Origin of the sequence: Chryseobacterium sp. MA9, assembly GCF_024399315.1 — a bacterium.
Lineage (GTDB): Bacteria > Bacteroidota > Bacteroidia > Flavobacteriales > Weeksellaceae > Chryseobacterium.
Genome location: NZ_CP075170.1, coordinates 480,638 through 498,667 on the forward strand (window position 1 = coordinate 480,638; position 18,030 = coordinate 498,667).

14 protein-coding genes and 1 tRNA gene are annotated in these 18,030 nt (G+C 36.8%); 12 read left to right on the forward strand and 3 right to left on the reverse strand.

Annotated features, from left to right (window positions below; all coding sequences use genetic code 11):
* Positions 1-15: 15 nt before the first annotated feature.
* Positions 16-1,149: a lipopolysaccharide assembly protein LapB gene (locus KIK00_RS02180; protein ID WP_255814938.1), complete on the reverse strand. Its 1,134-nt coding sequence runs from the start codon at positions 1,147-1,149 to the stop codon at positions 16-18.
* A 173-nt stretch (positions 1,150-1,322) separates the two neighbouring features.
* Between KIK00_RS02180 and KIK00_RS02185 the strand changes: the two genes are divergently transcribed.
* The 8 genes from KIK00_RS02185 (at position 1,323) to KIK00_RS02220 (ending at position 13,857) form a co-directional block, all read left to right on the forward strand.
* Positions 1,323-1,826: a DinB family protein gene (locus KIK00_RS02185; RefSeq protein ID WP_255814939.1), complete on the forward strand. Its 504-nt coding sequence runs from the start codon at positions 1,323-1,325 to the stop codon at positions 1,824-1,826.
* A 72-nt stretch (positions 1,827-1,898) separates the two neighbouring features.
* Positions 1,899-3,665, forward strand: coding sequence for a S41 family peptidase (locus KIK00_RS02190; protein WP_255814940.1), 1,767 nt, complete (start codon positions 1,899-1,901; stop codon positions 3,663-3,665).
* A gap of 568 nt (positions 3,666-4,233) precedes the next feature.
* The gene (locus tag KIK00_RS02195; RefSeq protein WP_255814941.1) at positions 4,234-6,384 is read left to right on the forward strand and encodes a type VI secretion system Vgr family protein; all 2,151 of its coding nucleotides are present in this window, start codon (positions 4,234-4,236) and stop codon (positions 6,382-6,384) included.
* Between the two features lie 6 nt (positions 6,385-6,390).
* Entirely contained in the window at positions 6,391-7,650 is a 1,260-nt protein-coding gene (locus KIK00_RS02200; RefSeq protein WP_255814942.1) for a lipopolysaccharide assembly protein LapB, read from the forward strand.
* Positions 7,651-7,668: 18 nt separating this feature from the next.
* On the forward strand, positions 7,669-12,453 hold the full coding sequence (locus KIK00_RS02205) for an RHS repeat-associated core domain-containing protein (RefSeq protein ID WP_255814943.1): 4,785 nt from the start codon (positions 7,669-7,671) through the stop codon (positions 12,451-12,453).
* Positions 12,453-13,007, forward strand: coding sequence for a hypothetical protein (locus KIK00_RS02210; RefSeq protein WP_255814944.1), 555 nt, complete (start codon positions 12,453-12,455; stop codon positions 13,005-13,007). The genes KIK00_RS02205 and KIK00_RS02210 overlap by 1 nt, the downstream gene beginning before the upstream one ends.
* Positions 13,008-13,064: 57 nt before the next feature.
* Positions 13,065-13,559 (forward strand): hypothetical protein, encoded by a 495-nt coding sequence (locus KIK00_RS02215; protein WP_255814945.1) that lies wholly within the window; start codon positions 13,065-13,067, stop codon positions 13,557-13,559.
* Between the two features lie 213 nt (positions 13,560-13,772).
* Positions 13,773-13,857, forward strand: a tRNA-Ser gene (locus tag KIK00_RS02220).
* Positions 13,858-14,063: 206 nt separating this feature from the next.
* On the opposite strand, the gene KIK00_RS22875 is transcribed toward KIK00_RS02220, so the two are convergent.
* Entirely contained in the window at positions 14,064-14,189 is a 126-nt protein-coding gene (locus KIK00_RS22875) for a recombinase family protein (protein WP_370647730.1), read from the reverse strand.
* A 187-nt stretch (positions 14,190-14,376) separates the two neighbouring features.
* Here KIK00_RS22875 and KIK00_RS02230 point away from each other — a divergent pair, with 187 nt between their 5' ends.
* A complete protein-coding gene (locus tag KIK00_RS02230) occupies positions 14,377-15,198 on the forward strand; it encodes an AraC family transcriptional regulator (RefSeq protein ID WP_255814946.1) in 822 nt (273 codons plus the stop codon).
* Positions 15,199-15,223: 25 nt separating this feature from the next.
* Here the strand turns inward: KIK00_RS02230 and KIK00_RS02235 are convergent, their stop codons facing one another.
* A complete protein-coding gene (locus KIK00_RS02235; protein ID WP_255814947.1) occupies positions 15,224-15,616 on the reverse strand; it encodes a helix-turn-helix domain-containing protein in 393 nt (130 codons plus the stop codon).
* A gap of 119 nt (positions 15,617-15,735) precedes the next feature.
* Between KIK00_RS02235 and KIK00_RS02240 the strand changes: the two genes are divergently transcribed.
* The 3 genes from KIK00_RS02240 to KIK00_RS02250 all read left to right on the forward strand — a co-directional run bounded on the left by KIK00_RS02240 (position 15,736) and on the right by KIK00_RS02250 (position 18,030).
* Complete coding sequence (locus tag KIK00_RS02240) at positions 15,736-16,176, forward strand: nuclear transport factor 2 family protein (protein ID WP_255814948.1); 441 nt, start codon at positions 15,736-15,738, stop codon at positions 16,174-16,176.
* Between the two features lie 257 nt (positions 16,177-16,433).
* Positions 16,434-16,874 carry a DapH/DapD/GlmU-related protein gene (locus KIK00_RS02245; protein ID WP_255814949.1) on the forward strand — a complete coding sequence of 147 codons (441 nt, stop codon included), beginning with the start codon at positions 16,434-16,436 and terminating at the stop codon, positions 16,872-16,874.
* Positions 16,875-16,983: 109 nt separating this feature from the next.
* Entirely contained in the window at positions 16,984-18,030 is a 1,047-nt protein-coding gene (locus KIK00_RS02250) for an alpha/beta hydrolase (RefSeq protein WP_255814950.1), read from the forward strand.

An 18,030-nucleotide genomic window follows, 5' to 3' on the forward strand; every position in this document is an offset into this window, starting at 1 on the left:
GACTCAAATTTTCTATTACTTTAAAACAGGAATTCTGCCTTTTGCATATGCAATCTGATCTTTTTCTTTTTCCTGATCCGGATGGTTTTTAAGGTACAGCTGATAGTAGGTGGCCGCATTCTTAGGCTGTTTCAGATTCAGATCATAAAGAAGTCCTAAACGGTAATAAATAATATTACTTGTACCAAAGGTTAATCCCCTTTTATAAGCTGTTACAGCTTCATTATACTGATTTTTGGCTTCATAGATGCCTGCCAATGCAGCATAATATAGAGTGGTGTGATCTGAAATAGCTTCATCAATAGTCTTCTGTGCATAGATGGCAGCATTGTTATAATCTTTCAGTTCACGATAGCTTAGGGCCATGAAATAGAGTGTACCTTCGTTTTGTACTCCCATATCTTCCAGCATTTTATAAAGACTGATGCATTTCTGATATTCCTTTACATAAAAATACGCCTGTCCCATATCATTCATTACATTCACATCAGCATGGTTTTTCAGGAGTTTTTCACCAATTTCAATCACTTCCGGATACTTGGCGAGTTGATTGGCAACTGGTAATAGGGTCTGTTGTAAAGTGAAATTTTCAGTATCAGAAGCAATGGCTGTTTTTAAAACATCATAAGCAGGCAGGTATTGTTTCAGACCACTGTAAGCCAGAGAAAGATCATAAGCTACATCAGGATCAGTAGAATTCAGGGAGCTGGCTTTTTTGAGGTAGTACAGTTTGTTTTCAGGAGTATCTGCATAGGTGGCAAGCTGTTTATAAGCATTGAAGTTAAGACTATCCAGCTGAATGATCTGTTGAAGATAAGCCTTGGCATTGGTTGCATTGCCCCGTCTGGAATTGATGCTGGCCAGACTAAATAGAGTGGGGAGACTGTTTGGTTGAATGGTATTGATTTTTATGTAATTTTTCTCTGCTTCCGGGAGTTTTCCGGCCATCATATTACAGTAGGCTATTTGTGAAAGAGCTTTTACATCCTGTGTATCTCCGGGATATATGCTTTGAAGGTATTTGGCAGCATCGGCATAGCGTTGTGTCTCATAATATTCAAGAAGCTTTTCAGAGTCAATTTTTGCAGACTGAGCAGTGATATTGTTAAAGCCCAATAGTATAATGCACAAGCAAATTCCTCTTTTCATCATGGTTATTTTTTAACTAAAATATTGGATATTTAATAAGCTTCCAAATTTTGCGATCACATATTAGGAATTTTTTTAAATTTTATGAATAATTTATAGTAAAATCAAAAACATCTCCCATTAGATTTCTTATATTCATCCTGCAAAAGCAGATCAGCCAAAGCCCAATAAATATGGAAATAAAAACTGTACAATCATTCATCAATTATTATGAGAAAATAAGGGAGAGAACTAACCGCATTATCGCAGTTGTTCCGCCTGAACATATAGATTACTCCTACAAACCAGGGAAATTTACCATTGGTGATCAGATAAGACATATTGCCACCATAGAAAGGTATATGTATGGAGAAACGATTAGAGGAAAGAAAAGTGCTTATCCGGGATGTGGAAAAGAACTGGCTGACGGATATGAAAATACTGTGAAGTTTTTCAATGAAATGCACAGACAAACGTTAGAAATTATCAATGGCCTTTCAGAGGAAGATTTCACCCGCAAATGCCTGACTCCGGCCAACAGTGAAATTTCTGTCTGGAAATGGCTCCGCGCCATGATAGAACATGAGATTCATCACAGAGCAGAATTATACATCTATCTCAATCTTTTGGATGTAAAAACACCGCAGATCTACGGATTTTCTGCCGAAGAAGTTCAGAAATTGAGCGTGAAACTATAGAATAAAAGGAGTGTGGGAAGAATTTCAATCCATTAGTGTTAATTTGTATATTAGCCCATTCAAAAAATAATAATGGCCAGACCTTTTATCATTCCTCTTTTACTGTTTCTAAACAGTACCTATGCACAGACCCATTCAGATCTGAAACCCGGTGACACCTTAAAGTATTCTCCCCAATCTCATAAACCCTCCTGGATCTCAGTACAGTCTGCAGATGCCAATCTGGGTATAGCGCTGTTTACGGATGGGAAAAAGGGAAAAGAACAGGATGATTCCAGAGGAATAAAAAGTGTTGAACGATTCTATTTTAGCCCGGAAAAAGGGAAAAAATATGAACTGAAAATCTGGGCCAAATCTTATGCTGAAAAAAGTAAAACAGCCAAAGTCTCCATTACAGAATCCAAAAATGTTCCTGTTCTGAATGGTCAGTTCACTCCTGATCAGTTTGTAGAAGACCTTAGAACATTTCGTTCTATAAGGGAAAAAGCAAATTCCGGACTGTATGTGTACAGAACAAAAAAACAAATTGACAGTATTTACCAACAGGCCGAGGAAGAAGCGAGAAACAGTAAAAATATTTTTGATTTTTATAAAGTAATTGCAAAGGTTACCGGATTTGAAGGAAGCTGCCATAACTATACAGACCTTCCCAATCATGCTTCCTATTATCTCACACAGAAACCGGAATATTTACCCATTACACTCAAGAATATTGACGGTCGTCTGCTTCAGGATTCAAAAGATAATGTATTGCCTCTTGGCGCTGAAATCCTTTCCATCAACGGAGTTCCTGCAAAAGAGATGATCAGCCGCCTTTCTCAATATTATTTTTCTGACGGATATTCAGTGCCTTACAAAGAAACAACAGGTTTTGAAAGAGGAATGCTGGATAAATTTTATATGGAATTCGGAACTCATAAAAATTATGTCATCAGCTATAAATGGAACGGAACAGTAAAAGAAATCTCACTGCCCGGAATATCGTTGGAAAACTTTAAAAAGCTTCAGGATTCAAGATATTCGCTTGAATTTGACAAAAAACTGCTGTCTGAAAAATACAGTTTGAATAAAGAAGGAGATGGAATCTATCGCTTATCTTTGAGAGGATTTGATTTTGCAACTGGGAAAGACGATCCTGCCTATAAAAAATTCAGTACTTTTCTTGACCAGATGATGGACACCCTGGAACGCGAAAAAATAGAAAGCCTGATCATAGATCTCAGGGGAAATACCGGAGGTACGGGGGCTCTTTATGAAAAAGTGTTCTCTTATCTTACACAAAGACCTTTCCGTGACAGCCAATATGCCTATACTAACTTTAATGAAGTGCCTATGGAAGAAAAGCTGGTGATTACACCTCTTTTTCTGTCGAATGGAGTAACGGATAAAACCGGTTTGAACGCTTACCTGAAATCATTATATCCTAAAGCCGTTCAGGGAAAATATTATTGGGCAGATGATAAAAATCCTTCTGTAATGCCTAATGAAAGAACTTTTAAAGGACAGCTTTATCTTCTTGTAGACCAACGTGTAGCTTCTGCGGCTTCACATCTGGCCTCGCTGATTAAATCTTATACCAATGCCATTGTAATCGGAAAAGAAACAGTGGGAGGGTACTATGAGCATAACGGCCATCTTCCGCTGGTATATGAACTTCCCAATACCGGTATCCAGGCAGGATTCTCTATTGTGCATGTCATTCAGGATGCACAGAATCTTCCCGACCAGAAAAGAGGTCAGGGAATTATCCCCCACCTTCAGATACAACAGACCGATCAGGAATTTCTGGATCAGACAGATGTTTATCTGAAAAAAGTATCAGAACTTCGGAAACCGTAACGATTTTATTTATTGTATTAAATATAAAACCAGCCGTAAATTCATTATTTACAGCTGGTTTTTTTATTGTTGAAATTCAATGTTATTTTAGTTTATTTCTATCTGAAGTGATAAATTTATTGTTTTTATTTATTAAAAATTGTTAAATATTAATCTGATAAAGAGATGTTTATTTGATTTTTTTAATCATTTGTTTTGGAATTATTAATGAAAAGTCGTAGAACTACTACAAAATTTCAGATTAATCACTGAAAATTTTTTGAATAGAGATTAGCGTTTTATCTTTGTAATACCACCAATCCAATTACAAAAAAGAATAATGATTAAAATTTGCCAATCATCACGATAAACTCAGGAGAAATCCTATAATCCAACAGGGTAATAAAGGAGATACAATACGCTGCTTTACCTTTTTTTACTTATTACATTATACCCTGTTTTGATCCCAATATCCGGATTTTATTCCTTAGAATAGAAAACGGATAACGAAAATGTATCTGATCTTTTGGGCTCAGGTAGATTTTAGCCTTAAAAAATTTGACATCCAATCAATCAAAATATTATAACTATGTTTCAGGACGATCATTCACCCAAAATGCCTGTTTCCAAAGATAAAATTCCAGCTGTAGATAATCTGAAAGATCAGGCGGTTAGCAAAGCTGCCCAGAAAGTACAGGAAAAATCGAGTGGATCTATAAAAAAAGCCACCGAAAAAATGGTTCAGGCACAGGCTTACACCGGGATGGTTCAAAGCGGTTCTCAAATGTTTATGAACCAGGTTAAACAGCCTAATCCACCCACCTTGGTAGAAGACAAAGTATGGTCAAAACAGCCTACTTCCGGGATCTATAATGCCAATACAATCCCCGGCAATCAGGTAGCAGGAATCAACCGCGTGATAAAACTTGAAATTGTAATTGATGGAAAAGTAATCAAACATTTCAAACATTTTCAGCTAAAACAGAGTGCTGTAAAGCATCATGAGTTTGATCTTATGCTGGCTCACGATACTCTGGGAAGCTCGGAAAACCATAATCTGGAAGAAGCTCAGAACTTTCTGGGAAAAAGAATTACGGTAATTTTCAGATACAAAGACGTTGAAGACGGCCCTGAAAGAAACTTTGTAGGAGTAATCACCGAAGTAGGTTTCAGTCAGGAAAAAGGAAGCCTGGGAAATATTGTTCTTACAGGTTCAAGTCCTACTGTTCTTTTAGATGCAGCTCCTCACATCCAGAGTTTTGGCGGAGCACAGGAGATAAGCCTGAACAGTATTGCAGACCAGGTGATAAAAGAAGGCCTTGGACAGAATTCTTTTGATTTCAGGGTAGATGCCGCACACGGAAACGTTTCGTACAGTTCACAGTATGAAGAAACCCATTACAACTATCTGGCAAGAATAGCAGAAGCATATGGAGAACAGTTTTATTATGATGGTGAAGTTCTGCATTTCGGGAAACTTCCGCCTCAGGAAAAACCTGTGAAACTTACCTACGGAAGCAGTGTGAGTGACGTAAAAATCAAAATGAAAGCCCAGCATGTGAATCCTTCATTTTATGGATATAACAGCAGTAAAAATGAAAAATTAACGGCAGGGAATTCTAAGATTACCCATACTTCAGATATTGCTAAAAGAGCTTATGAAATATCAGAAAAAACCTTTACAACCCCTTCATTGAGAGTAGCACCGATAAAAGCAGTGTCTTTTATGGATGTAGAAAACTCTCAGAAAGGAACAGCAGGAAGTAAAGCTTCAGAAGTATTTGTTATTTCAGGTATTACAACAGTACCATTCCTGTATCCGGGATGTATTGCTGATATTGAAATGAGGAAAGCAGAAAGCAGTGAAACAACCTACTTTACCAAACTGATGATAATAGATATGCATCATGAGGTGGATGCAAGAGGATATTATACCGGAACATTTGAAGCAATAGCTTCTGACACGGGATTTATTCCCCGTCCGGAGTTTCATATTCCAAAAGCGGATGCACAATTTGCCAAAGTGATTTCAAATACGGACCCCTTAAATCAGGGAAGAGTCAAAGTTCAGTTTGACTGGCAGAACGGCTCTACCACTACAGAATATATCCGTGTGATGACTCCCGATGGAGGTGGAAGCGAAAAAGTAAGCAAAAACCGTGGCTTTATGGCCATTCCGGAAGAGGGGGATCAGGTAGTGGTCAACTTTGCCCATCAGCACCCTGACCGTCCTTTTGTAATGGGAGGAATGTTTCACGGTGGAGTTGGCGGTGGCGGCGGAGCCGGAAATAATATTAAAAGCTTAAGCAGTAAAAGCGGACACACCATGAGTCTGGATGATGGCGGAGGAATTACCGTGAGAGATAAAGACCAAAATTCTGTTTTTCTGGATGGTGCCGGAAATATAAGTATAGACAGTAAGATTTCTATTACACTTACTTGTGGAAGCAGTTCTATTTATATGGATAAAGATGGAAATATTCAGATTAAAGGAAAAGAAATATTTGTACAGGGAGTTAATATCGGAGTTGGGGGAACAACAAGTATCGGCGTTGGAGTAGGTCCTGAAGATGGTGACCCTACTTCCGGAGTCGGAATCAAATCAGATACCCTGGATATTGGAACCAAAACCCTTTCAATGAGGGGAGATACCGAAGCCAATCTCAGCAGCGGAGGAAAAATAAATGTGGGTGGCGGAAGCGAAACAAATATTGTAAGTGGAACAGTAAAACTGAATTAAAAGCAGATGAATCCAGTAGATTTGGAGTTAGTAAAATTAAAAAGACAGTGGCAGAAAGTCGTTTCAAAAAACGAAGAAAAACCTATGCTGATCTGTATAGGAGAAAAACATGAAACTGATCTTTTTGATGGATTTATCAAGTCAAAACTTTCCGAAGATGAAGAAGGTGATGATATTTTTTTACTCCATTATCAGGAATTTAACGGGATGAAATCTTTTGGACAGACTTTACTGGATGAATGGACCGAATTCTACGAAATGCTGAAGAAAAGTGAAGAAAATATTCCGCAATGGAATGTTAAAGATCCGGAACAAGCTTTTAAAACAGACGCTTACAAGGCATTTTATCCTTTGCTGGAATTAAAGAAAAACTTCCCCAATATTAAGGATTCAAAAATCTACCTTTATATTGCTCCGCTCAGGATAAATGATACGGAAGAGCTGTCTCTCTGGGTGAAAGAATGGTGCAGGATGTGTGAAATGTCAGAAAATAAAGATATTAAACTGGTCTGGGCAGAACATCATACCTATAGAACACTATCACAGATTCCTTCAGCACACAGTTTCAGAGTAGAAGTAGACATTCATCAGTTAATGCAGAATACGGCGGCTCATACAAACAGGAAGAAAAACAGTCCGGATACAGATTTTCAGCAGCAGATTCTTATAGCGAGTAATCATTTAAGCAAAGAAAGATTCAAAGAAGCAGAGCATGCCTTGAAAAAAGCTGTAAAGCTGGCTAAAGAACAAAAAAATAAACAGGGAGAGATCTCTGCCTATTTTATGCTTACCCAGGCATATACAGCAGACAAGAAAAAAGACAGGGCAGAAGATACTTACCGGACCATATTTGAAGAAATAGAGCCCGACTCACCCTTGGAAGTTCAGATGTATATGAATTACGGAAGCCATTTGTTAGGAAATTCCAAAAAATCCAAGGCAGAAAAAACATTTGAGAAAGCCGCAGAAACAGCACAAAAGATTGGAGAATATGCGATGGCTATTGAATGTTACAGAATCATAGGAACATTGAATGATACTGTACTTACAAAAGATAAAATGATAAGGTATTTTGAAAAATGCCTTGACATAGCAAAATTAATGGATCCTTCGGTACGGGAACAGAGCAGCCTGCGGTTTGTAGCCTCAATGCTGATTCTCAAATACGAAGGCGATCATGATAAAAAAACAATACTGGACAATGAAATGAAGACTTATTTTGGTGATGACTGGAGAGTAAGTGTAGAAAGACCAAAAGCAGGATAATCTCAAATTAAAAGAATCATGGCAGATCTGAATAAAAAAACAGTAAAACCCATAAAGGTAGCAAAACCGGATATGAATCCTGACCGCTCCCTGAAGGTGAACGCAGACGTTACTTCAGTTAGCTGGGACAAAACCAAACAGGGTTGGAAGAACGGGATGAAAAATAATGTTGATTCCCTGAATCCTGTTTCTATGGTTAAATCCTTAGCTGGAGGAGACGGTGCTCAACCTGCGAAAAGTAGCGACGGAGGAGGTGGAGACAGCGCTGTGACTGCCGAAAAAGCAGCTCCGGAAAGTAAAGTAAAACTGATCAAAGTGAATACTCCGGCAATGCCTTCCACTGCCATTCAGCATACGAGTAAGCATTTTGATATTGTGCTGGCAATTGATATCCATTGGACATTGATCCCGCCGCCACCTTCATTTATGTTGATTCCTTTGCCATTGCCACATCCTTTTATCGGGATTGTTTTTGACATCATGGATTACATTACCATCACCATTCCGATTCCACAGTTCGCAAGAAATCTGATACCCTCGCTGCCGGAAAGTATTCCGATGGGAGGCTCAATATATGTTCACGGAAGACATAAAGCAACCACTACAACAAGTGTTATGGGAGTTGTAATTCCTTTTAAACATATCACATCATTGATTCCTGTGTATCTGATTCCTTTTCCTCAGGAGGCACCGCATGAAGGAGAAGTTTACTATGGTTCGCAGACTGTTTTGGCACAGGGAAGTAAAATGAGTGGAAACCAGCCGCAGCAGGTTCTTACCTGTATGGGATTCCCTTTCGGAATGACGATGCTGCCTGCAATGCCGGATAAACCAAAGAAAAACCCACTGGCTTATTTTGCCTTTTATAATAATTTTTCAAGTATGTATATTCAGATCAATACAGGAGGTCCTGTGTTGGTGGGAGGGGCTTTTGTTCCCCATGTCTATACACCCGGAGAAATGCTGATGCGTCTTGCGGGAATGTTTCTAATGAGAAGTCTGACCAAGAAAATAGGAAAGCTGGGAGCTAATGGATTAAAGAAATTCAATAACAGTGTCCTTAAAAAAGCACCTTTCAGTAAATTCAAATTTGCCAATGCTTTGTCTAAAAAATTGTGTAAATGGGGATTTGAGCCGGTTAATCTTGTTACAGGAGCAATGGTTTTTGAATGGGATGATTTTGAAATTCAGGGAAGTACTCCTTTACAATGGAGAAATGTATGGCACAGTGACAGGCCTTACGATTTTGGTCCCTTAGGAAACGGTGTCTTTAATAATCATGACCTGTTTATTCTACCTGAAGAAAACAATAAGTTTGCAGGTTGGATGCATCCTGATGAAAATATTGCAATGTTGATTCCCGCACCTGAAATTGGTGAAGAGATGACCTATTTTAGGGATCATAAGATATGGCAGTACAGACCAAGCAGCAGCGTTTGGGTTATCCGTAAAGGAACTGATATTTATACTTATAGACGCTTTCATCATATTACAGAAGGAGCAATCTATAAGGTAATTCGTATTGAATATGGTGATGGTACGATCAGAGAATATGAGTATGAAGACAGCAATATTATCCTGAAAAACATAAAAGATATAAAGAGTGGATTCAGCATAGAAACTGTTATTCATCCTGAGTATAAAAAAGTAACAGAAGTATATTATTGCTATAAAAAACAGAGAGACCTGCAGGTCCGTTATGATTATGATGATCATGGAAACCTTACCCATGTCTGGGATATTCACAAAAAAGCAATTGTTTTTGAATATGACGGAAAAAATCAGGTTGTAAAAAGGACCAACCGGAATGGAATGAGTTATCAGTGGGAATATGATAAAAAAGGAAGGGTAATTCATACAAAAGGAACAGATGGATATATGGAAGGAAAACTTCAATATCATGATGAAGAAGGTTTTACAGAAGCTATTTATCCGAAACAGAATAACAAATCAGAGGAATATCATTATGATGAAAATTTTCTGGTTTATAAAAAAGTAGATGGAGAAGGAGGTGAAACCTGGTATGATTATACAGTTCACAACGAACTGAAAATGACAGGGTCTCCGGAAGGCAGAGTTGAAGGATATACCTATGATGAAATGGGAAATATCAAGATTTTCCATAGTCCTGACGGGGAAGAATATCATTATCAGTACAATGAATTTGGCCAGATAACTGCCCGTTTTTCACCTTCAGGCACTTCTGAAACGTGGAGTTATGATGAAGAGGGAAAATTGATAAGTTATACCGATCCTGCGGAAGCAACCATCCACTACGAATATGCCGATTATGAAAGAATTCCTGAAAAAAGTATCATGCAGGATATCGTTACCCATTATAAATACAATGAGAGAGGGCAGATCATTCAGCTGACCGACACTGCCGGAGCCGAACAGTACTGGAAATATGATGAATATGGAAGATTATTGGTGTTTAGTCCAAAACCTCTTATTAGGACTCTTGTTAATAGAGATCAGATGGGAAGAGCAGTAGAGATTAATGAAAACGGACAATTACCCTTAAAAATCCGTTACGATGCTTATGATCTTCCCGTTTATGCTTCAAACGGCCGTGCAGAATGGCTTATGAGCTATACCCCAATGGGCAGTCTGAAGCGTCAGGTTCGCCGGAATGCCCTATCCCATAAAAAAGAAGAAACTTTAGTATTTGGCTATGATGCTTATGAAAACCTGATGAGCATTACCAATGAAAAAGGGGAAATTTATCAGTTTGAAAGAAATCATAATAATAATGTCACAGGAGAAACAGGTTTTGATGGGCAGAAAAAATTCTTTGTAAGAGATAGAGACGGAATGCTCACCCAAAGCAGAACACCTTACGGAAAAGATATTTTTTACGAATATGACCTGGGGGGAAGATTAACCCAAACCCATTATCCCGATGGAACCTGGGAAGCGTATCAGTATAATGCCTCTGGATTATTGGTGAAAGCAGACAATGAAAACAGCAGTGTTGAATTCCAGAGAAATAAATTAGGACAGGTTACCAACGAGAAGCAAGGAGAATATTCCATTCAATATGAATATGACAGTCAGGGAAAACTGATTCGTCTGCAAAGCAGTTTAGGAGCTGAAATTGATTATTCCTATAATGATCTCAGCCAGCTTGGAACAGTTTCGGCAATAGCTGGTGACACTGGCTTGCCGTGGAAGATGAATCTTGATATCAGCCGTAATGGGCAGATGCTTTCCCGTAAAATGACAGGCGGTGTAGAAAGCACCTTTGAATTAGACCATATCGGAATGCCGATAAGCCAGAAAGTAACCGTTAATAAATTAAATGTTACCTTCCATCAAGACTACAACTGGGCAGCAGGAAGCCGTTTGTTACATATTCTGGACAGGGTAACGGGTGGAAGAACAAGATTTGATTATGATGCATTTGGAAGTCTTGTTGCTGCAGAATATTCCAACGGGGAAGTACAGTATAAAAATCCGGATGCTACCGGATGCTTATATGAAAGTACCAGAAGGACTGATCGTGTTTATGATAAAGGAGGAAAGCTGATGCGGGACAAAAACTGGTTTTATCATTACGATGAAGAAGGAAATTTACGGCTAAAAAGTAAACGGCCGATCAATAATGTGAAGCCGGAAAATACAGAAAAAGAGGCTGCCATTCATCCTTACTACAAAACCATTGCCTCAGACTGGCTAATTACTCCAAAGCTGCCGGATGGGAATGATTTACCTGATGTAAATGCAGATCCTTCAGCTGAAATTCAAAGCCAGGAATGGGAATCCGGAGACTGGGCCTATTTCTGGAATGCCAACGGAATGCTGGCCAAAGTAAAGCGCCCCGACGGTAAAGAAATAAGCTTCGAATATGATGCATTGGGAAGACGAACTTCAAAAATTGGACTAAAGAAAATAACTCGTTATATTTGGGATAGTAACGTTCTTTTGCACGAATGGAGCTATGATGCTGAAGAAGACCCTATAACGGTTATAGATGATGACGGAAATGTTATTACAGGAAAAGAACCCGTAGACAATGTAGTAACTTGGGTGTATGAAAAAAATGCATTTGTACCGTGTGCCAAGATTATTAACGGCGAAAATTATAGTATTGTTTCTGATTATATAGGAAGACCGGTACAGGCATACAATGAAGACGGACAAATTGTTTGGAGTACAGATTATGATATTTACGGGAATCTGAAAAACTTAAAGGGAAATAAATATTTTATTCCATTTAGGCAGCTTGGTCAGTATGAAGATAGAGAAACAGATGGCCTTTATTATAATCGTTTTAGATATTATGATACCAATAGCGGTCTTTTTATTAGTTTAGATCCAATTGGCCTGGCAGGTAATAATGCAACATTATATGCTAATGTAAATGACTCAAATACGGAAGCAGATGTTTTTGGACTTCATATAGCAGATGCTATATATACCAACTCATCAGGAATTACAGGGCAGGTGGGAAGTTTTGGCAGCCAAAAAGGTGGATTGCATTCTGAACCACAGATCCTAAATCAAATGGGTGGACAAAAAGGAGGGCACTTAGAAATTACCTCTATGGGTCCAAAAGGTGATGGTACAACTTCATTCTTCAGAGGGAAAGGTGGAAAACCATTCCCTGCAGGACCATTACCTCCTTGTGGACCTAGGTCTAATAATTGTGATTCTGTATTGTTTAGTCATGCAAAGTCAAATAATATGACAATTTCTTATAAATGGACAGATCTAAAAGGTAATACCAATGTAAGAACTTATCATCATGATGGAAAAGTTACAGAAAACGGAATTGATATTTCTGCAAAATATTATAAATAATGAATGAAATTTTTGAAAATTTTAGCTGTAAAAGCTGGCTGTTAATTGATAAAAATAAAGTAGATTCTTTTATAAAAGATTTTTCACTTATTAAAATTGAAGAAAACGAAAAATGGATTGATGCTGATGGAGGCGACCCATCCAATACATTGATTATCACAGGCCCTGTCGGAGATTATGTGATTGTAGAAGGTAAATTATTGGAAAATGATGGGAAAAAAATAAGTGAAGAGTTTTCTGCACAACATAAAACGCTGCTATTTAATATGACCATAGACATATGGATTCCTTATATGTTCTATGAAGTGTATAGAGAGGGAAAACAAATAAGAAGAATAGAGTACGATTTGGACTTGGAAGAAGGTGAAGTCTCTTCCACTGAATCAGGAGAAAAACAAGATTTTGAAGACAATGTAAAATATATTCCCGACTCTACAGTAGGATATGATGATTTCTTCTATCCGCTTTATCTCATGAATAGTCTTCATATTAAAATGTCGGATATTATGGAAGTAATGAATAAAAGTTCAACGCTATATTCCATCAACAGATAGTGTCCGATTTCAAAAAGTTGAAAGTGTAATTTTAATCCAAATCCAATCCAAATATATATGAAGAAAATATTCTCAGAACTTAAAGGTTTTGTGGTGTTCAGTCCGCAACTTTTAGCAAAATATCTACAGGATAATCATCTTTCGGGTACTAATATTTTAAAATACTTCGTAGAAAATGAACATGGAGATGAAATAACCAAATCAGGAATCGCAATCCCCATTATAGGGGTAGAAGAAGACCATTATGCATTCCGTGTCTCAGTTAATGACGAAAAGATTTTGAATGATGACGAGGTAGAGGTGGAATCGCGAGGCTGGGTATTTCAGACCGCCAATAATGAAGTGAAAATTGTCGGCATTGGATATTTAAAAGATATTGCTTCTATTAATGAAGGTAATAGTATAACCCTTTCCTTAGAAAACGGATGGTATTCTTTAAAAATACGGGGAGGAAATAAAAATGGCGAAAGATTATTTGAACTGAATATGCAGAAGCAGGACATGCATCCGGATTTTAGCGGAGATGTTACTACAGAATACTATTACGGATAAAAATGGTAAAAAAAATAATATTGAAGACTGAATATTACTTGTACAGGATAAATAACTGACGTCGAGTTATTAATGTTCATATTTTGCACGCCTGAAAAAATGAAGTTTTCTTTAAAATTATAGAAACCCAAATTTTATTTAAAAATATTTTGTCAGTAATAAAAAACTTTCTATATTTGCACCACTGAAAACAACGGTATAACCGGAGTTAAAGGAGAGTTGGCAGAGTGGTCGATTGCGGCAGTCTTGAAAACTGTTGACTGTAACAGGTCCGGGGGTTCGAATCCCTCACTCTCCGCTTAGGGAGACGTTTATTTTTAAACGTCTCCTTTTTTTATTCATTTTTAATTGGTTGATCAATAGTGAATGGTTGGGGGGAATCCTCTTAGGATACCAAGCATTTGATAAGAATTTCAATATTACGGCTAAAGCAGTCTCATTTAACGAATAGTATATTTTTGCAGGTCTTTTTCCATTTGGTCGATTAAAGTCCTCCCCGAAGATTCATTTAACAACAATTTGATTCTGTTCACAATATTTCAACAATCTGTCTTCCTGTTCAGAAAGAGAATAGTCTTTTTTCATTTGTTCATCAGTACTCACTCGGACATATAAATGCGCTGATTTCATAAATATGGGTATGAAATATTAACGTTTTAAGAGTGCTATTTTATTTAAAAGTAATTAATCAAAAGTATCTTAAAAACATAGAGTTGTTGTAACTTTTGAGCCTCTCAGAAATGTTAAATGAGCCTTAGAATAAAGAGATTGATCTACCTATTTATTATTTTTACAATGAATAAATAACAATAAAATAATGGAACAGGTAGATAAATTAAAAACCATAAGCTATTCAGGGATTTTCCTTTCTTGCTTTTCTGATTTTAGTGAAAAATGTATTCATGCCGCGCCTGAACATGTTTTGGTATATTTATATTCGGGTGAACAGATCATTGAAGACAGAAATAAACGAATTAAAATTAAAGCAGGAGAATGTGCTTTTATTCGTCGGAACCATCGTTTGGTGATGTATAAGAATAGTAAAGGAAATGACCTTTATAAAGGAATTTCCTTAACATTCAACAAAACAGTATTGCGAGAGTTTTACAGTAAGCTGAATAAATCAGACCTTCCTAAGAACAAATTTGTTTCAGATAAAAATATCTTTAAGATTGAGCCCAAAGCTGATGTTACCAGTCTGTTTAATTCATTAACTCCTTACTTTGATGAAAATATAAAACCAACAGAAGGGGTAACCCATTTGAAACTCTTGGAAGGTATTTATGCACTTCTCAATAATTCGGAGGTTTTCTTTCCCATATTATTCGATTTTACTGATCCTTGGAAAATAGATATGCTGGAGTTTTTAAATGACCATTATATGGATGAGCTTACCATGGAACAAATTGCAACTTATACAGGCCGCAGCTTAGCAACATTTAAAAGAGATTTTAAAAAGGTCAGTAAGCTAAGCCCTCAAAAATGGTTGATAAAAAAGAGATTGGAAGCCGCTTATATTAAATTAAAAGAAGAAGGTAAAAAAGTACAGGATGTATATGTTGAAGTAGGTTTCAAAAATCCTTCCCATTTTTCGACTTCTTTTAAAAGACAATATGGTGTTGCACCATCCGAAATTTAATTGGTTTAGCTGCTTGAATTTTGAGTTAGCTGGATTTTTTGGAAGACATTTCACATTTTATTTTTTCACGATGCTGCATCCCCCATTTTGTTAAGGCTCCTACAACTTCCTCCAATGTTTCACTGTAGGGTAACAATTCATATTCAATGCTAACGGGATAGCCAACAGCAACCTTTTTGATGATAAATCCATTAAGTTCCAATTCTTTAAGCTCACTGGAAAGAACCCTTGCTGAAATTCCAGTAACCTGCCTTTGAATCTCTGTAAACCTCTTGTTTCCTCTTGCCATTGAGATAATAATCATCAATTTCCACTTACCGCCAATTGCATACATTGCATCAGAAACAGCCATTAAAATGGTATGACATTCTTCTGTAAATGCTTTGCTATCTATTTGATTTTCTTCTTTTTCTGCCATAACTAAGGTGTTTGTTAGTCGATAACCTTTAGGTAACAACTAATAAAATGTAAGCAAATATACTATCGTTTTGTCCTGTTAAATAAATAGAAATTTTTAAAACATTCAAATTTAGAATTATGTCAACAGAAAATTTAAAAATCAAAGAAGAACTAAGAAATCTTATTGATGCTTATGCAACACTTGGTGATGAAAAGAAAATTGCAGAGCAAATGCATCTTTTCACTGAAAACGTTTCCTACAAAGCCTATATGGGTAATTTTTTAGCAGCAGACATATCAGGAAGAGAAGCTATTGAAAAAGAATTTAATATGCATGCGGCACTAGTCAAAACCTATTTTACCCTTAACGGGCAGCATATCGTAGAAATTGATGGTGGGAAAGCACATGGAATTTCATTTTCACAGATAAAAATGATCCGTGAGAAAGATGGAAAGGATAGCATTTCCGATTATAGTGTAAAATATAAAGATAACTATGTTCTGCAGGATGATAAGTGGTTGATTAGTGAAAGAACCGGTTATTTTATCATTGTGGAAGAAAGGGCTTTCGGATCATAATAGTTTTTTAGTTGTTAAGTTATCCTAGCTATTGAATTAATTTGAGCTTTTCAGTAAAGTAAATTGAGCCTCGCAGAAAGATCTCTGTGAGGCTTTAGTTTTACCTTTGTATAAAGATTAAAAGGATGTTAAAACAAAGTAAATCAACACAAGATATATTTGCAAGATTATTAAAAGGTGAGACTATTTTGCCTGATGATCCGCAAATCACTAGGTTAAGAGAGGAATCGTATAAAACCAAGAGGATCCTTATCCGAATGAATAATTCAGATGATCCTGATGAGATCACATTATTGCTTGACCAAATAGTCGGCGATAAACTAGATAAGGTGGCAGTCTTTACTCCAATCTACATTAATTATGGAAAGAACATAAAAATTGGAAAGAATGTATTTATCAATTTTGGCTGCACTTTTCTTGCACTGGGAGGTATTACCATTGAAGATGATGTTCAAATCGGTCCAAAAGTAAGCTTGCTTACTGAAAACCATCCATTGAAGCCTGAGCAAAGAAAAGGGTTGATCGGTAAATCAATTCATATCAAGAGAAATGCATGGATAGGCGGAGGTGCCACTATTTTACCAGGAGTTATCATTGGCGAAAATTCAATAGTTGCAGCATGTGCTGTTGTATCAAAAGACGTTCCTGATAATACCATAGTGGGTGGTATTCCGGCAAAAATTATTAAAGCGATCTGATCGAAATATGAAGTTAGAAATTGATCATCTGTATACGTCCAATAAATTACATTACAAGTATTCTTATCAAATAAATGCCTTTTAAAAATATTAATCAAACCGTTCAATAATGAAAAAGATACACATATTATCCATGATTGTCCTGCTTTTATTTTCTCAAGCCTACGGACAGAACAAATTAAATTCAGGTATTATGGAAAACTCCAAAGAACATTATACATTTAAACTAAGTGAAAAAGTGATCCGCCAAAAAGTAACATTTAAAAACAGGTATGGTATTACTTTGTCGGCAGACTTATATAGTCCCCCAAATATTGGAAACGAAAAGCTTGCGGCAATTGCTATTAGCGGTCCATTTGGTGCAGTAAAAGAACAATCATCTGGATTATATGCTAATCAAATGGCAGAAAGAGGTTTTATAGCCATTGCATTTGATCCATCGTTTACGGGTGAAAGTGGTGGAGAATTTAGAGATATAGCATCATCTGATATTAACACTGAAGATTTCAGTGCCGCGGTAGATTTTCTGGGACTTCAAAAAAATGTTGATAGAAACAAGATCGGAATAATTGGGATTTGTGGTTTTGGTGGTTTTGCGCTAAATGCTACAGCTGTCGATAAACGTGTAAAAGCTGTTGCTACAACTAGCATGTATGATATCCCGAGAGTTTCATCAAAAGGTTATTATGACAAAGTCACTTTGGAAGAACGTAACAAGATTTTAGAGCATATGAGCCAGCAACGTTGGAAAGATGCTGAAGCCGGAACACCTGCTCCCGGACCTCGTTCGAATACAGAAAAACTAAAAGGTGATGAATCTCAGTTTGTAAAAGAATATTTCGATTATTACCGCACTCCGAGAGGTTTTCATGAACGTTCAATCAATTCTAATGGAGCATGGAAAGCGACCAGCGGATTTTCTCTAATGAACATGCCTATTCTTACTTACATTAAAGAAATATCTCCAAGACCTACATTGATTATTGCAGGAGAAAAAGCACATTCAAGGTATTTCAGTGAAGATATTTACAAGATGGCAGCAGAACCAAAAGAGCTTATGATTATTTCCAACGCTGTCCATGTGGATTTATATGATAAGATTAATATCATTCCTTTTAATAAGTTGGAATCATTTTTTAAAGAGCATTTAAAATAA

Bases quoted from the DNA above. Each gene is read 5' to 3' on its own strand.
- KIK00_RS02180 (WP_255814938.1), bottom strand. From the start codon at position 1,149: ATGAAAAGAGGAATTTGCTTGTGCATTATACTATTGGGCTTTAACAAT.
- KIK00_RS02185 (WP_255814939.1), top strand. From the start codon at position 1,323: ATGGAAATAAAAACTGTACAATCATTCATCAATTATTATGAGAAAATA.
- KIK00_RS02190 (WP_255814940.1), top strand. From the start codon at position 1,899: ATGGCCAGACCTTTTATCATTCCTCTTTTACTGTTTCTAAACAGTACC.
- KIK00_RS02195 (WP_255814941.1), top strand. From the start codon at position 4,234: ATGTTTCAGGACGATCATTCACCCAAAATGCCTGTTTCCAAAGATAAA.
- KIK00_RS02200 (WP_255814942.1), top strand. From the start codon at position 6,391: ATGAATCCAGTAGATTTGGAGTTAGTAAAATTAAAAAGACAGTGGCAG.
- KIK00_RS02205 (WP_255814943.1), top strand. From the start codon at position 7,669: ATGGCAGATCTGAATAAAAAAACAGTAAAACCCATAAAGGTAGCAAAA.
- KIK00_RS02210 (WP_255814944.1), top strand. From the start codon at position 12,453: ATGAATGAAATTTTTGAAAATTTTAGCTGTAAAAGCTGGCTGTTAATT.
- KIK00_RS02215 (WP_255814945.1), top strand. From the start codon at position 13,065: ATGAAGAAAATATTCTCAGAACTTAAAGGTTTTGTGGTGTTCAGTCCG.
- KIK00_RS22875 (WP_370647730.1), bottom strand. From the start codon at position 14,189: ATGAAATCAGCGCATTTATATGTCCGAGTGAGTACTGATGAACAAATG.
- KIK00_RS02230 (WP_255814946.1), top strand. From the start codon at position 14,377: ATGGAACAGGTAGATAAATTAAAAACCATAAGCTATTCAGGGATTTTC.
- KIK00_RS02235 (WP_255814947.1), bottom strand. From the start codon at position 15,616: ATGGCAGAAAAAGAAGAAAATCAAATAGATAGCAAAGCATTTACAGAA.
- KIK00_RS02240 (WP_255814948.1), top strand. From the start codon at position 15,736: ATGTCAACAGAAAATTTAAAAATCAAAGAAGAACTAAGAAATCTTATT.
- KIK00_RS02245 (WP_255814949.1), top strand. From the start codon at position 16,434: ATGAATAATTCAGATGATCCTGATGAGATCACATTATTGCTTGACCAA.
- KIK00_RS02250 (WP_255814950.1), top strand. From the start codon at position 16,984: ATGAAAAAGATACACATATTATCCATGATTGTCCTGCTTTTATTTTCT.